Genomic DNA, 14430 nt, shown 5'->3' with positions numbered 1-14430 from the left:
TGATTACAGCGTGGAACGCACTCGCCACAGCTCGGGGAACAATACGGTGTCGAGCATCTTGCGCAGGTAACCCACGCCTTCGGTGCCGCCCGTACCAGGCTGGAAGCCAATGATTCGCTCCACCGTGGTGACATGGCGGAAGCGCCATTGGCGGAACGAATCCTCCAGGTCGATAAACTTTTCGGCCAATTGGTACAGGTCCCAATACCGGCTCGGATCGCGATAAACCTCGCGCCACGCCGCCTCCACGGAATCATCGTGAACCGTCGGCGCCGTCGGGTCGCGTTCGGCGCGCTTGGGGTCGATCGCCAGCCCGGCCTTGGTCATCAGGTTGATCGCCTCGTCATACAGCGACGGCGTGGCAATCGCCACCTGCAGCTCCTTCAACAACTCCGGCCGGTGGGCGTGAGGCCGCAACAGCGCCGCGCTTTTGTTGCCGAGGATGAATTCGATTTCCCGGTACTGGAACGACTGGAAACCCGACGACTGCCCCAGGTACGGGCGGATCGACTTGTACTCCGACGGCGTCATGGTCGCCAGTACCGCCCAGGCGTGCACCAACTGGTCAAAGATCCGCGACACCCGCGCCAGCATCTTGAACGCCGGCGGCAGCTCACCCAGGCGCACGTGTTCGCGGGCGGCCTTGAGTTCGTGGAGCATCAACTTCATCCACAGCTCCGAGGTCTGGTGCTGGATGATGAACAGCATCTCGTTGTGGTCCGGCGACAGCGGGTGCTGGGCGCTGAGCACTTTGCCCAGGTCCAGGTAGTCGCCGTAGCTCATGGACTCGGAAAAATTCAGCTCGGCGTTATGCCATTCTTCCGGCGGCTGGTAGTCAGGGGAGAAAGGACACTGGCTCATCGCGTGGGCTCCTTGAGCGGGCGGAGAATGGCTCGTACCGGGCTGGCATCGAGGTTGGCAAAACGCAGCGGCAGCGCGATCAACTCGTAATCGCCCTCCGGCACGTCGTCGAGGACGATGCCTTCGAGAATCGCCATGCCATGCCGGGCGACGGCGTTGTGGGAGTCCATGGTCTTGGACTGCTGCGGGTCCAGGGACGGTGTGTCGATACCGATCAGGCGCACACCGAGGCTGAACAGCAACTCGACCGTTTGCGGGGCGACGGCGGTGAAATTCGAATCCCAGGCATCCACCGGCGCCTGTTGATAAGTGCGCAACAGTACACGCTCCGGCAGGTTTTCCAGGCGGCCTTCCAACTGATGCGGCTGCACCAGCGCGCCGCTGCCCAGGCAATGCAGCACCCGGCACGGGCCCATGTACACATCCAGGGACACTTCGCCAATCGGCGCGCCGTCCGCGCTGTAGTGCAACGGCGCGTCCACATGGGCGCCGGTGTGGGGCGACAGGGTGATGCGTCCGACATTCACCGGGCACTCGGGGCCGAACTGCCAGACCCGCTCTTCCTGAAACGGCGTATCACCCGGCCAGGTCGGGGTCGCGGTGCTCAAGGGCGGGCTGATGTCCCACCACGTTTTTATTGGATTCATTTCAAGGCTCTCGGTCGTTACTGGGGTGAATGATACGAGGGCCGGCTGTAAATATTCTTGCGAATTCCAGCGCAAAGCGGGAAATCTTTCGCACTTACTGCGAGGAAATGGCTGATTGGCGCACAGATATTTCGTATCGACTCAATCCTTCAAACAACAAATATTCCCTGTGGGAGCCGGGCTTGCCCGCGATGAGGTCGGCACAGCGTGCCCTTCCATCGCCTGACACTCCGCCATCGCGGGCAAGCCCGGCTCCCACAGGGGTTGGCGGTGACTCACGGCTGTGCAAATGACTGCGCTTCTGGGCATCCCGATGTCGAGTCCAGACCACTGGCGGGCCGCCCAAGGCGATAGGGTTCGGACTTCCCTTCCACTGCCTCGGAATCATTATGTCCAAGCCAATCACCGTACTGCGCGACACCCATCCACTGCCGGTGCTGGACGCCTGCAAATGGGAAAAACTCGAAGGCGACCCGCACACCGTCAACCTCAACGCCTACACCAGCGAGGACGGCAGCAAGATCATGGGCACCTGGATCTGCACCCCGGGCAAATGGCGGGTGGAGTATGTGAAGTGGGAATACTGTCACTTCCAGGAAGGCTACTGCGTGATCACCCCGGACGGCCTGGAGCCGATCCATTTGCGGGCTGGGGATATCTTTGTGGTGGAGCCGGGGATGAAGGGGACGTGGGAAGTGGTCGAGACGGTGCGTAAGTATTTTGTGTTTGCCTGACCCCACCTCCTGGAAAGGGGTCGCCCTGGCCCCTTTTACCTCAACGACGACCGTCGCGCCCTTCTGATAAAAGCAGCACCTCCCTGCCCCTCTTCCAATAACAATCGCTGTTATTCGTGACAACAACCCTTGATATTCGAAAACAATCAATTAGTATTTTGTGACAGAATATTGTGAGCACCAAGTTCTTGAAAAAATCTCATGACGTAATGCGCAAAATACATAATCAAACTCACCAAACAGTACAACCACTACTTTAGTTATAGATAAGATTGACTTTTGACACCCCCTACACTTTGAGATAGCTTTCTTGCAACCGGTCTATACTCGAATCTCATAGCATTATAACCCGATGATAATAAGAGGTACGGAGAAGGTGCAGAACTTCACATAATCGCAACCTTCACTGCACATTGATGGAAAACGCGCAGCGATTTGAATTAGACTCCAATGAATCAGTTGATTACCCCATTGGTTTGTTCTAAGGACTCCACACGTCTTCCAGCACTTACTGCACGCGGCAGTCGAGACCGCGCTTTTGTAAAAGGATCAAGAAAATGCCTGAAAAAACAACACGTCTGACCATTCTCATCGACTTCCCGACCAAGCAGCGTCTGGAGTCGCTGTCCGAGGAAGTTGACCTTACTATTTCTCAGGTTATTCGCAAGCTGATTCGTGACCATCTCCAGCAATACGAGAGCCAAGTCCCGCCCTCCGTGCTGGAGCCGGAGAAAGAGGATTCATCGCTCTGCTCTTGATATATAAGCCTGGTTAATTTGCCTTTATAAAACTGTGCGGCATAACTTTCTGCTTATTTATCAGCTGGCGCGCAGTTTAATCATGAACACTGCGCGCCACCCCTCTCCAAGTTAAAAACTGGTGATGAACTATGCCTGTGAAACAGCAATGGCTTGCTTGTTATGCTCATCTAAGCAAAGAAATGAATGGGCCTGCTGTATCATCAGACACCGCGCAGCCCTGTACCTTGTTTTTCTCCATGAGCGACGGCACCCAGCGCGCGCATGTTTTTCATATCACGGCAGATAACTTCGAAGCCGCCTGGCAAACCGGTGTGCAGCGCTTGCAGGGAGCCTACGAACGAGACCGTGCGCAGTCAGGCAACATCGTCGAACGTTCATGGATACGCGTCGAATGCGCGATCAACGTAACCGCCATCACCTGGGCCGAACTCAATGCGCGCTTCAAGCGCCACAAGCGTAATTACTTCCGGCGCGGCATCGCCTTCGATGCGGCGCTGCACATCGCGATCACCGAACAGGAACTGAACGCCAACGCGATCCTGTATGGCGGCAACGCTATCAATCACGCGAGCTTCAATGCCGGCAATTTTTCGGTGTACGCCAGGCGCCGTTTTACCGGGCTCAATACAGCCGACCTGATCGCCACACTTGAACCCGAGACCCCCGTGTTCCTGTTCGACACCAAGGGCGTTTTTTGTGCCGAAGACGGCGTGCCCCACCCGCTGAACCCTGGCCCGACAGAAACCGGCTGGCGCACCCTCGCAGCGCTGGAGCCCGGCATGGTAAAGGCGAGCATCATCAGCGCCGCAAGCTACCTGAGCACTCAGGTGCAGGGCAGCGGCCAGTTCGTCTACGGCTACTTCCCGTGCTTTGACCGGGCGATAAAAAACTACAACACCCTGCGCCACGCCAGTACCACCTATTCGATGATCGAGGCCTGGGCACTGACCGGCGACGAGGCGCTTAAATCCGCCATCGACCGCTCGCTGGCCTACCTTACCCAGGAACTGATCAAGTCCTACGCGCTGCCCGACGGCAGTGTGGCGGCGTATCTGCTGGACACCGGTGACGAGATCAAACTGGGCGGCAATGCCGTGTGTTTGTTGGCGCTGGTCAAATACAGCGAAGTCACCGGCACCCGCCACTACCTACCCGTGCTGGAAGCCCTGGCCAATGGCATGGCCTGGATGCAGGACGCGACCACCGGCGCCTTCGTGCACGTCTTGCATGGCCGTGACCTTACCGTCAAAGAGGCGTTCCGGATCATCTACTACGACGGCGAGGCCGCGTTCGGGTTGATCCGCCTCTACGGCCTCACCGGCGATGAGCGCTGGTTAACCGTGGTGGAAAAAGCCTTCGACTACTTCATCGAAAAACAGCACTGGCGCGAGCACGATCACTGGCTCAGCTATTGCGTGAACGAACTGACCCGCTACCGACCTGACGAAAAGTATTTCCGCTTCGGCCTGAATAACGTCGCCGGTTATCTGGGGTTCGTGCAACAGCGCATCACCACCTTTCCGACGCTACTGGAATTGATGATGGCTGCGCAGCAGATGCTCGAACGCATCGCCCAGCAAGCGCAATTGCGCCACCTGCTCACCGAGATCGACCTGCACGCGTTTTACCGCGCCCTGCATCATCGTGCGCGCTATCTGTTCAACGGGTATTTCTGGCCGGAAACGGCGATGTATTTCGCCAATCCTGCGCGCATTGCCGGTTCGTTTTTTATCCGTCACCACGCGTTCAGGGTGCGCATCGACGACGTGGAGCATTACCTCTCGGGGCTGATTGCCTACCACCGCTACCTGCTCGACGGCGCGCCGCAAGTGAGCCTGGCCCAGGACGCAGCGCCCCTCGGCTGGGTCTGGGACGCCAACACCCTGGCTCGGGTGACACACGGCACCTGGGCCAAACAGCCACCACCCGGTTGGTACACGTCGGGTTTGACGCCGTCCATGCAGTTTTTCAAACCCCGGCGCATGCTCAATCGGCACCCCAGCAAGGTGGGACCGAACGAAGTGCAGTCGGCGCTGCGCTGGGCCCAGGCCATTCCTGAGCGACGCCCCTCGGCGTTCTTGTGTGTAGACCCGACGCCCTACCTGGACAGCGGCCTGCCGGTGTTACAGGTCGCCGATACCAGCGAGGCCATGCTGCAAATGGGTCGATACGCCAGGCAGCAATTCACTGGCCAGGTGTTCGGCGTCACCGGCAGCTTCGGTAAAACCACCGTGGTCGCCATGCTCGGCCACGCCCTGAAACACTGGGGCGAAGTGGGCCACACCGAGGCCAACGCCAACCTGCCCCATGGGATCGCCTGGAACCTGGCGAGCATGCCCCGGCCGGCCAAATTCTGGGTACTGGAAATGGCCGTGGGCCGCATGCCGATTAACTCGGAGCTGGTGCGCCCACACATTGCTATCGTGACCGGGCTGGCTCCGGCGCACCTGGAATACCATGGCACCCTGGAAAACCTGGCGCGTAAAAAGAGCGCGATCTTCCGCTCGATGGCACCGGGTGGGCACGCGGTGCTGTGCCGCGATATGCCGCACTACGAGGTGTTCGCCCAGGCCGCCGAAGTCGCGCGCTTGCACGTGACCAGCTATGGCGAACACGCTGATGCCGATGTGCGCCTGCTCGACGTGTGCAGCGAGGCCGACCGGGTCTACGTCACCGCGCAACGTGACACGCAACGGCTGGATTTCAGCCTGAGTGCTCGCGGCCGACACATGGTGCTCAACGCACTGGGGGTGCTGGCGTCGCTGTTCGCCGCCGGGCTTGACGCCGACCAGGCACTGGAAGTGCTGACCGGCTTCCAACCGGTGGAAGGTCGCGGCAATATCCGCTCGATCAAATGCACCGACGGGCATTTCCAGCTGATCAACGATGCGTACAACGCCAACCCCGGCTCGATGGCTGCGGCCTTGCGCTCGATGGCCGACCTGCCCGTGGCCTCGCGACACCGAGTAGTAGTGTTGGGCGACATGCTGGAGCTGGGCCCCGACGCCCAGCGCTACCACCTGGAATTGGCTGACTCGCTGCGCGCGGCGGCGCCCCGGCATTTGGTGCTGTGCGGACCGCTGATGCGTGAGGTGTACCGGGTGCTGCGCAGTGAGCTGTCAGTGCAGTGGTTCGAGGATGCCACGGCATTAGGCCAGGCGTTGGCGCGCCACCCCGGCCAGTGGTTCCAGGCGGGGGATTGGGTACTGGTGAAAAGCTCCGGTGGTACCGGGTTGTCGCAGATCTGTGATTGGCTGAACACGACCGAACAGGCGGTGCCGGCGGGTTAGCCCGCGCAGCCCGCTGCTGTCTTCAGGCCAATGTCATTGCGCAGTTGGTGAAACATCGCAGGCACACCCTGCGCCTTGACCAACTGCGCCTGATGCCCGGCGCGAATCAACGCCTGGTAAAAACGCTCCTGCAACATAAATGGGGTTACCTGGTCGTCCACGCTGCCAATCACGAACAACTGCCGCGCAGGCGCAACGGCAATGCCGGCCATGTGCTCCAGGGGATCGTAGGGGTGCAATAAACCATTGGTGTCGCGTCCCGGACGCGAAGGCAGGCCTTTGCTTTGACGCAACATCTGCGCGCGCTGCATCAGGGCAAACGCGCCGGAAGTCATCACTGCACACTTCACATCGGTACGCCCCAAGGTCAACAACGCCGCGGCCACCGTGGCGCCGCCGCTGTGCCCCAGCAACACAAACTGCCCGATGCCGTAACGCTTGCGCAGCTCGTTGAGCGCAGCGTCCAGCACAATGAATTCCCGCGCCTGGCGCCGCTGCCCATGGTTGCCGCTGGAACCGTAGGTGCCAGGTCGCGCCACAATCACCACCGGTACGCCCGCACGCCGGCTCAGGGCCTTGGCCTGCCTGGCCTTGGCGGCCAGGGTATTGCCACGGATCGACTCGGGCGAGCGGTGCATTTCCACGTTGCGGTCGCCATGAAACATCACGATCACCACGGGCGCACGGCTCAGCACCGCCCCGGAAAAATAGCGAATGCACTCATCGCCCCCGGCCAACTCGACCCAGAGTGCAGAGTCGACCTGGTTGCAGGTCGACTGGTCGGCCGGGGTGTTCCAAAGCAACGGTGTCGACCCCTCACTCAGGGCCCACGCGCCCGGCACGCCGGCCCACAACAGCATCCACCACAACGCAAACCTGGCCACAGCCACCTCGCCTAACGCTCGCGCAAGGCCTCCCGCGCACGGTTCATGGGCTTGATCAAATAGTCGAGCACGGTTTTCTGGCCGGTCTTGATATCCACCGAGGCAATCATCCCAGGCACAATCGAAAACGACTTGCCGGCCTTGTTTTTCAAGGTGTCAGCGTCGGTGCGGATGAACACTCGGTAGTAAAAAACTTCTGGCTTGACCTCGTCCTGGATAGTGTCCGGAGAAATGGTCACGACCTTGCCGTCCATGCCGCCATAAATGGCGTAGTCGTAGGCGGTGATCTTGACCTTGGCCACCTGGTCGGGATGGATAAAGGCGATGTCTCGCGGGGAGATACGCGCCTCGATCAACAACTGCTCATCCAGGGGCACAATCTGCATCAGGCGCCCGTTGGGCGGGATAACCCCGCCGATGGTGGTGACCTCGATCCCCTTGACAATACCGCGCACCGGCGAGCGCAGGGTCAGGCGGGTCACCGAGTCGGAGCGCCCGCGCATGACTGACGACAGCGTCTCGACGTCGGCATTGACCTTCGCCAGGTCCTCACCGGCCCGCACCATATACTCGGAGCGGGCCTGGGTCAGTTTCAACTCCAGCTCGGCCTTTTGGCGCTTGAGGCGCAACACCTCAACGTTGCTGGCGGCGCCGACCTTGGCCAGGTTTTCGGTGATTTCCAGCTCGCTACGCACCAGCCCGAGCGACGATCGCACGCCGGCCAACGATTCTTCGAGGCCCTTGCGCCGAGTGTTGAACAGGTCGGTTTCGGCGCGCACCAGTGCGGGGTAACGCTCAAGTTCCGGGGGGAACAGTAACGGTTTACCGTCTACCTCGGCCTGCAAACGCGCGACGCTGGCCAGCGACGCCCGGTACTTGGCGGCACTTTCATCAAAGTTGGATTCGGTCTTGGTCGGGTCAAGCCTGGCCAACGTCTGGCCATTTTTGACGATATCGCCCTCCCCCACATTCAACTCCGTGACGATGCCGCCTTCCAGCGACTGGATGATTTGCTCACGCGAGGTCGGGATGACTTTGCCGCTGCCCGTCGAGACTTCGTCCACTTCAAAAAAGTAGGCCCAGGCACCAAATGCAATCAGCATGACAAACACCCAGCCCACCACGCGCGTGGCGCGCACCACGGTGCGTTCATCCACGCCGTCGTGGGTATGCCGGGCGCCTTCGTCTTCGGTGGCGAGCAGGGGTATGGTTTTCGGCGCAGGGCTTTTCACTGGGTTTTCCCCTTCGGTTTGGACAGGCGCGCAATCGCGTTGGCTTTGCTGTCATCGACGATGATCTGGCCGTTGTCGACCACGATCACCCGATTCACCAGGCTCAATACACTCATGCGGTGCGTGGCGATAATCAGCGTGCGATGGGCCGCCCAGCGGTCGAGGTTGTGGATCAACTGGCGCTCGGTCGCTTCATCCAGGGACGCGGTGGGCTCGTCGAGCAACACGATATGCGGTTGGCGAATCATCAGCCGCGACAGCAGCAGCGACTGACGCTGCCCGCCCGACAGGCCCAGGCCACCTTCCAGGATCATGTGGTCCAGGCCGTCGGCGAACTTGCCGATGAAGTCGCCCGCACCGGTCAGCGCCAGGGCCTGGAGGATTTCCTGATCGCTGGCATGCGGCGCCCCCATGATCAGGTTGTCGCGCAGCGTGCCGTGAAACAGCCGCGAGTTTTGTGTCATCAGCCCCACGTCGCGGCGCACGTCGGCGGGGTCGATGTGGCTGAGGGCAACGCTATCCAGGCTGATGGTGCCAGCCTTGAGGTCGAGCATCCCGGCCAATGCCTGCAACAGCGTGGATTTACCCGCGCCGTTACGCCCCAGAATCGCGATGCGCTCGCCCGGCTGGATCTTCAGGTCGGCCACACGCAGCGCCGGCACGGGGGCATCGTCGGAATACTGGAATGTGGCCTGGCTCAGCGCGTATTGGCCTTTGATCACCGGCAGGTGCACGCGCTTGCTGCCCTCGGGATGGTCCACCGGCAATTCCATGATCCGGTTCAGGCCTTGCAGCGCAACCTTGGCCTGCTGCCAGCGCGTCAGCACCTGGGTGATCTGGGACATCGGCGCCATCATCCGCGACGCCAGGATCGACGCCGCGACAAGGCTACCGGTGGTCATGTCGCTGGCCATGACCATCGGCGCACCGAACACCACCACCACGGCAAACACCGAGCCCTGCACATTGTTGCTCCAGGCCACCAGTTTGTTGGTGAGCAGGCGCAGGCGCAGGCTGGCGTCGCCGCAGGTGGCGTTGTAGTGATTCCATTGTTGCTGGAAGCGCTGTTCGGCCTGCAACGCCTTGATGTCGTCCAGGCCTTGTATGGTCTCCACCAGCATGGCGCTGCGCAACGAGCTTTCACGCATCGACTCATTCGCCAGTGCCGCGAGTTTTTTCTGCGCCAACAGCCCGGGCACTATCAGGAACAGCACAGCCACCATTGGCACCGCCACCAGCGGGCCGGCGATCAACCAGTAGATCACCAGAAACAGCAGGAAGAACGGCAGATCGGCCAGCGCCGTGGCGGTGCTGGAGGTGATCAGCTCACGCAGTTGCTCCAGTTCCTTGAGCTGCGAAATGAACGAGCCGGTGGACTTCGGCCGGGCGCTGTTACGCAAGCGAATGGCATGCCCGAACACCAGGTCGGAAACGCGCAGATCCGCGCGTTTGCCGAGCATGTCGGTGATGCGCACACGGGTGATGCGCATGATGAAATCAAACACCAGCGCCAGCATCACCCCGCCAAACAGCACATACAGGGTGGGCATGGATTCGGCCGGGATCACCCGGTCGTACACCTGCATCGAAAACAGTACCCCGGCCAACCCCAGCACGCTGGTGACCAGCGAAGCGAGCATCACATAGCCATAGGGCCGCAGGTCGCGCAGCACGATGTTTTTGAACCACGCCTTCTCGTAAGGCTTGATGTAGTCGTCGACACGCCGGTCACGCACTGCCGCCATGGGTCGCAGAATCACGCTCTTGCGCGCTTGCTCCAACAGGTCCTGGCGGGTGAGCCGGCTTTGCAGGCCGCCGTCGCCGCTGTAGGCGATGCCCAGGTTGTCGCCGTCGCCAAGGGTTTCGAGCACACCCACCTGGCCGTCGGCAAATTGCAGCACCACCGGTAATTGGCGCTGCATCAGCGTGGTTTCGCTGAAGTCGGCAATCACGCAGTTCAACCCCGCCTGGCGGGCCATCTGCCGTACCACCTCTTCCACCGAAGCGCCTTCGGTCCATTGTGCGGCGATGCGCACGCTTTGGGCCGAGCATTCCAGGCGGTAATGCCGGGCCACGCTCAGGACGGCCTCCAGCCACACTTCATAATCCACTGCGGGCGCCGGGTTCAGCGGGGTTTGTACTGCGTTGGTTTCGTCCGCAAGCATCACAGCATCATTCATGGCCGAATCTCCACACCTTGCAGGGTGCTGTTGTCCAGGTGGAACGCCGTGCGCAGTGCGCCCGTGTTGTAGAGGCAATCGATTTTCAGGCGGCGCAGGTCAGCGGCGGTGTTTTCCCGGTCCATGCGTGCCTGGTGAATTTCCTGCTCGGCATTCAGCAGGTCGAGCAACGGCCGTGTGCCCAGTTCGAGGTACTGCTGGCGATACAGGTCGCGGGTTTCGGAGATGCTGCGCTCACGAAAATCCAGGGTGGATAGCCGCTGGCTGAGGCTTGAGATTTGATCCCGCGCCTCCAGCAACCCCTGGCGAACCGCAAGGCGCGCGGCGTCGTTGGCGGCATCGGCGGAACGCAGGGCCTGTTGCGCGGCGGATTTGCGGGCGGTGATTGCGCCGCCCTGGTACAGCGGCATTTTCACGTTGAGAAATACGCCATAACGGGTACGGTCGCGGCCGCCGGGGACGTTGCTGTCGTCGTTGTTGTCCAGGTAGTGCGTGATGGACGGGTCCAGCGACACGGTCGGCAACGCCTCGGCACGGGCTTGCGCAATCAGCGCCAGCGCATCGACACGCTGCGCCTGGGCGATCAGCAGGGTCGGCGTGACTGCCGCATCGGGTACCACGCCCACGCAGGATTGCTCCAGGCTTGCCGGAAAACCATTCGCCACGCTCACTGGCGCCTGCGACCCAAGCAGACTGCTCAACGTGCTGCGCCAGCGATTGAATTGCGCGGTGAATTGCAATTGCGTCGCCACCGAGGCCTCGACCCGCGAGCGGGCCTGGATCAGGTCCGAACGGGTGCTGGCGCCCATGTCGCTGCGCTTTTTGGCCAGCTCTGCAATCGCCGAAATGCCGTCGATTTGCTCGCGAGCCAGTTGCACCAGCAACTGCGAGCGCTGCAGTTCGATCACGGCGAACGAGGTATCGCGCGCCACCTGATCGATCGACAGCAACACCGACGCCTGGCTGGCACTGACCCGCGCCAGCGCACTGTCGACAGAACTTGAGACCTTGCCGAAGTCATAGAGCATCTGCGACGCCGACAACGAAAACGCACGGCTCTGGCCGTTGCCCCTCAGGCCGCTGTCGTAGCCGGAGTTGAAGCCACCGCTGACTTGCGGGTAATAACCGGAACGGGCGATGTTCACGTTCTCGTTTTGTTGGTACAGCTGGCCGATCGCCTCGGAAATTGCCGGGTGCCATTCCACCGCCAGTTGAATGGCGCGTGTCAGGTCAAGGTTGCTCGGTATGACGTGCTCGGGTGCCACCGGTGCGCTGACGCCCGTTGGCCCGCCGGGTAAATGTGTGCCCAGGTTGCTCGGGCTGATGATGTTGACGCGTTCTTCATCGTCGATATACGACGCTGCCATGACCGGCGCACGCTCGGGCGCGATCATTGCGACTGCCAGAATTACGGCAGACAGCTGCTTGGCCAAACTCTTTTGCCTCACTGCTAGTCACCTGACTGTTGTCAAACCTGATGAGTACAACAACGGACCGTGACTGACGTCACGGCCCATCGCTGCATTACCGTTGGTAGGGAAAACCGGGCCTTGCGGCCCGGCCGGCAGGGGTGGCGTTACACCACGCTGATGCCGCTCTGTACCCAGAGCTGATGGGTTTCATCTTCCGGACTGGTGTAGATCACGTACTCAAGACCGTTCTCTACCTGGGTCGCACCGGCGCTCCAGTCACCTGTCAGGTGCACGCTGTCCTGATCGTCGCCCTGGATCATCAAGCGATCCGACTCAGGCCCGGTGATGGACACCAGGTCTTCGAGGCTCAGGGTCAGGTCGACGGCGCTGACATCGTTCAGGTCGATGCTGTGCACCCCGCTGACTGTGCCAATCAGGTCGGTGAGGTTGATGGCTGCATCGCCGCCTTCCCACAACAACCCGTCTGCACCCGCGCCAGCATCGACATGGGTGAAGTCGGTGTCGTCGGCCACCACGGCATCGTGGTGATCGCCGTCAACGTTGGCGCCGTCATCCGCCGCCTGGTCCACCGCACTGTGGGCAGCAGCAATGCCGGCACCTTCAGTGGCTGGCGCACCCGGGTTGGCGTCGTCCCAGACCAGGTCGCGATCCGGCGAGTCGATGCGCACGTAGAGGTCGGCGGTGTCTTCCTGGCCGGTTGGCGTGGTGAGCTTGTAGGTGAATTTATCCACCTGGCCAATCTCGTCCAGCGTCAGCCCGGCATGCGGGGTGTAGACGTACTTACCATCGGCAAAAACGGTCAATGTGCCGTGGTCACCGTTGATTTTCGTCCCCGTTTGCCCAGGAATCACATAGACCCCGTTGACCAGCACACTGAGTACCGTCAGCGGCGAACCGAGGACATCCGGCCCGGACAAGCTGTCGGACAGCAGGTTGCCAGTCGCATTGCTCATTGCACCGGTCACGAACTCCGTGAGGGAGGTGGTAGTGAGCTTCTGCGCAATGTGCAGCGCACTCAGCGACAGCACGGCACCGGTCGTCCCGGTCACGCGATAGGTCCCGGCATCCAACCCTTGGAACGTGTGGTTCGCCTGGGTAGTGGTCTGCTGCGTGACCCATTCGTTACCGATGAACTTCTGCAGATTGACGGTCGTGCCTGGCAACAACGCAATGCCGGTGACGGTGACGTTGATCGCAAGCTCTGCGGTCGTACCCGTGGCAACGTTGATCGCTGCACCCGTACCCGTACTGCTGCCGAGCAGTGCCAAGTTGTAGCTCAGGGTCGCCAGGTCGGCCTGGGTGACCAGGTTGACGATGTCGATCTGCGCCGAACCCAGGTCATCATTGGCAACCGTGTTGATCACGCCGGGCGCAGATGGATCGGTAGCGCTCCAGTCCACGTTGACACTCGGGCTGTCGATACGCACATACAAGGTTGCCGAGGCCGAAGCACCGGCACCATTGACCAGGTGATACTCGAAGGCATCCACCTTGCCGATGCTGGCGACATCGCCGTTCGGGGTGTACTTGTACTCGCCGTTGGCGAAGATGGTCAGCTGACCATATTGGCCCTGCAGCACCGTGCCGGTGGTGGCGTCGGCATCGACGAATTCGCCGTTGACCTCGACCTGCACCTTCACTGGCCCGCCGGTTCCCGGTTCATCCGGTTTACCGCCAATGCCCGGGTCGGTGATGACGTTGCCGGTGACATCCGGCCCTGCTTCCCCGATGAAGTCGGTGAGGCTGTCATTGGTGACGCTCAACTTGGCCGTGGCCCCTGCACCAACGCTGACCAGGTTGGGGTCGAGCTTGAGGGTAAAGCGATACTGCCCGGCTTCCAGGCCTTCGATTTTGGCGCTGGAGCTTTGTCCGAACAGCCCCAACAGGTCGAGCAAGCCCGAACCGTTGCTGCCTTGTTGCACCGGCAACCATCCACCGGCACCGTCGCTCACTTCCAGCGTGGCAGTGAAGCCACCGCCCAACAGCGAGACCAGGTCGGCCTGGGCAAACTGCAGGTTCAGCGTTCCGCTGGAACCCTCGGCAACCGAGAACTCCTGCTGCTTGGTGTGATCGCCCAGAATGATGCCGCCGACACCCAACAGGGTGAACACGCGCATATCGGCCAGGCCGGTGTTGGATGTTACGGGTTTGATGGTTACTTCGCCGGTGGCGAGGTCGTCGAAGGCTTCGAGGTCGGCGTCGGCGTCGGCGTCGGCGTCGGCGTCGGCGTCCGCATCCGCATCCGCATCCGCATCCGCGTCAGCGTCAGCGTCAGCGTCAGCGTCAGCGTCAGCGTCAGCATCGGCATCGGCATCGGCATCGGCATCGGCATCAGCATCGGCGTCCGCATCAGCATCCGCATCCGCATCCGCATCCGCATCAGCGTCAGCGTCAGCAGACGCATCCGC

11 protein-coding genes are annotated in these 14430 nt (G+C 61.3%); 4 read left to right on the top strand and 7 right to left on the bottom strand.

Annotated features, from left to right (window positions below):
- Positions 1-3: 3 nt before the first annotated feature.
- Together kynA and kynB are read right to left on the bottom strand one after the other, a co-directional pair.
- The gene (gene kynA, locus HX817_RS16455) at positions 4-861 is read right to left on the bottom strand and encodes a tryptophan 2,3-dioxygenase (RefSeq protein ID WP_008436669.1); all 858 of its coding nucleotides are present in this window, start codon (positions 859-861) and stop codon (positions 4-6) included.
- Entirely contained in the window at positions 858-1508 is a 651-nt protein-coding gene (gene kynB / locus HX817_RS16450) for an arylformamidase (RefSeq protein WP_134325684.1), read from the bottom strand. The genes kynA and kynB overlap by 4 nt, the downstream gene beginning before the upstream one ends.
- Positions 1509-1897: 389 nt before the next feature.
- Here kynB and HX817_RS16445 point away from each other — a divergent pair, with 389 nt between their 5' ends.
- The 3 genes from HX817_RS16445 (at position 1898) to HX817_RS16435 (ending at position 6293) form a co-directional block, all read left to right on the top strand.
- Positions 1898-2242, top strand: coding sequence for a cupin domain-containing protein (locus HX817_RS16445; RefSeq protein WP_003212331.1), 345 nt, complete (start codon positions 1898-1900; stop codon positions 2240-2242).
- A 557-nt stretch (positions 2243-2799) separates the two neighbouring features.
- Complete coding sequence (locus HX817_RS16440; RefSeq protein ID WP_003212332.1) at positions 2800-3000, top strand: hypothetical protein; 201 nt, start codon at positions 2800-2802, stop codon at positions 2998-3000.
- A 239-nt stretch (positions 3001-3239) separates the two neighbouring features.
- The gene (locus HX817_RS16435) at positions 3240-6293 is read left to right on the top strand and encodes a UDP-N-acetylmuramoyl-tripeptide--D-alanyl-D-alanine ligase (RefSeq protein WP_177040597.1); all 3054 of its coding nucleotides are present in this window, start codon (positions 3240-3242) and stop codon (positions 6291-6293) included.
- Here HX817_RS16435 and HX817_RS16430 read toward each other — a convergent pair.
- The 5 genes from HX817_RS16430 to HX817_RS16410 all read right to left on the bottom strand — a co-directional run bounded on the left by HX817_RS16430 (position 6290) and on the right by HX817_RS16410 (position 14139).
- Positions 6290-7153, bottom strand: coding sequence for a S9 family peptidase (locus HX817_RS16430; protein WP_177040630.1), 864 nt, complete (start codon positions 7151-7153; stop codon positions 6290-6292). The two genes, HX817_RS16435 and HX817_RS16430, sit on opposite strands and share 4 nt — an antisense overlap.
- 35 nt (positions 7154-7188) lie before the next feature.
- The gene (locus HX817_RS16425) at positions 7189-8379 is read right to left on the bottom strand and encodes an HlyD family efflux transporter periplasmic adaptor subunit (RefSeq protein WP_087693464.1); all 1191 of its coding nucleotides are present in this window, start codon (positions 8377-8379) and stop codon (positions 7189-7191) included.
- A 26-nt stretch (positions 8380-8405) separates the two neighbouring features.
- The gene (locus HX817_RS16420; protein ID WP_102368029.1) at positions 8406-10589 is read right to left on the bottom strand and encodes a type I secretion system permease/ATPase; all 2184 of its coding nucleotides are present in this window, start codon (positions 10587-10589) and stop codon (positions 8406-8408) included.
- Positions 10586-11983, bottom strand: coding sequence for a TolC family outer membrane protein (locus tag HX817_RS16415; protein ID WP_173883061.1), 1398 nt, complete (start codon positions 11981-11983; stop codon positions 10586-10588). Before HX817_RS16415 ends, HX817_RS16420 begins: the two co-directional genes overlap by 4 nt.
- A 182-nt stretch (positions 11984-12165) precedes the next feature.
- Positions 12166-14139, bottom strand: a complete 1974-nt coding sequence (locus HX817_RS16410) for a BapA/Bap/LapF family large adhesin (protein WP_256348765.1) — start codon at positions 14137-14139, stop codon at positions 12166-12168.
- Here HX817_RS16410 and HX817_RS31210 point away from each other — a divergent pair.
- The coding region (locus HX817_RS31210; RefSeq protein WP_218182616.1) for a hypothetical protein at positions 14089-14430 on the top strand (342 nt) is incomplete at its 3' end. The genes HX817_RS16410 and HX817_RS31210 overlap by 51 nt on opposite strands.

The sequence above is a fragment of the Pseudomonas sp. C6002 genome, assembly GCF_013385805.1.
In the GTDB taxonomy this organism is placed as follows: Bacteria; Pseudomonadota; Gammaproteobacteria; order Pseudomonadales; family Pseudomonadaceae; genus Aquipseudomonas.
Note: the sequence above shows the minus strand (reverse complement) of the source record. Positions and strands in the feature narration are given on the sequence as shown.

What these genes read in the sequence shown, in the direction of transcription:
- kynA (WP_008436669.1), bottom strand. Translation starts at nt 861, where the DNA reads ATGAGCCAGTGTCCTTTCTCCCCTGACTACCAGCCGCCGGAAGAATGG.
- kynB (WP_134325684.1), bottom strand. Translation starts at nt 1,508, where the DNA reads ATGAATCCAATAAAAACGTGGTGGGACATCAGCCCGCCCTTGAGCACC.
- HX817_RS16445 (WP_003212331.1), top strand. Translation starts at nt 1,898, where the DNA reads ATGTCCAAGCCAATCACCGTACTGCGCGACACCCATCCACTGCCGGTG.
- HX817_RS16440 (WP_003212332.1), top strand. Translation starts at nt 2,800, where the DNA reads ATGCCTGAAAAAACAACACGTCTGACCATTCTCATCGACTTCCCGACC.
- HX817_RS16435 (WP_177040597.1), top strand. Translation starts at nt 3,240, where the DNA reads ATGAGCGACGGCACCCAGCGCGCGCATGTTTTTCATATCACGGCAGAT.
- HX817_RS16430 (WP_177040630.1), bottom strand. Translation starts at nt 7,153, where the DNA reads ATGCTGTTGTGGGCCGGCGTGCCGGGCGCGTGGGCCCTGAGTGAGGGG.
- HX817_RS16420 (WP_102368029.1), bottom strand. Translation starts at nt 10,589, where the DNA reads ATGAATGATGCTGTGATGCTTGCGGACGAAACCAACGCAGTACAAACC.
- HX817_RS16415 (WP_173883061.1), bottom strand. Translation starts at nt 11,983, where the DNA reads ATGATCGCGCCCGAGCGTGCGCCGGTCATGGCAGCGTCGTATATCGAC.
- HX817_RS16410 (WP_256348765.1), bottom strand. Translation starts at nt 14,139, where the DNA reads ATGCGCGTGTTCACCCTGTTGGGTGTCGGCGGCATCATTCTGGGCGAT.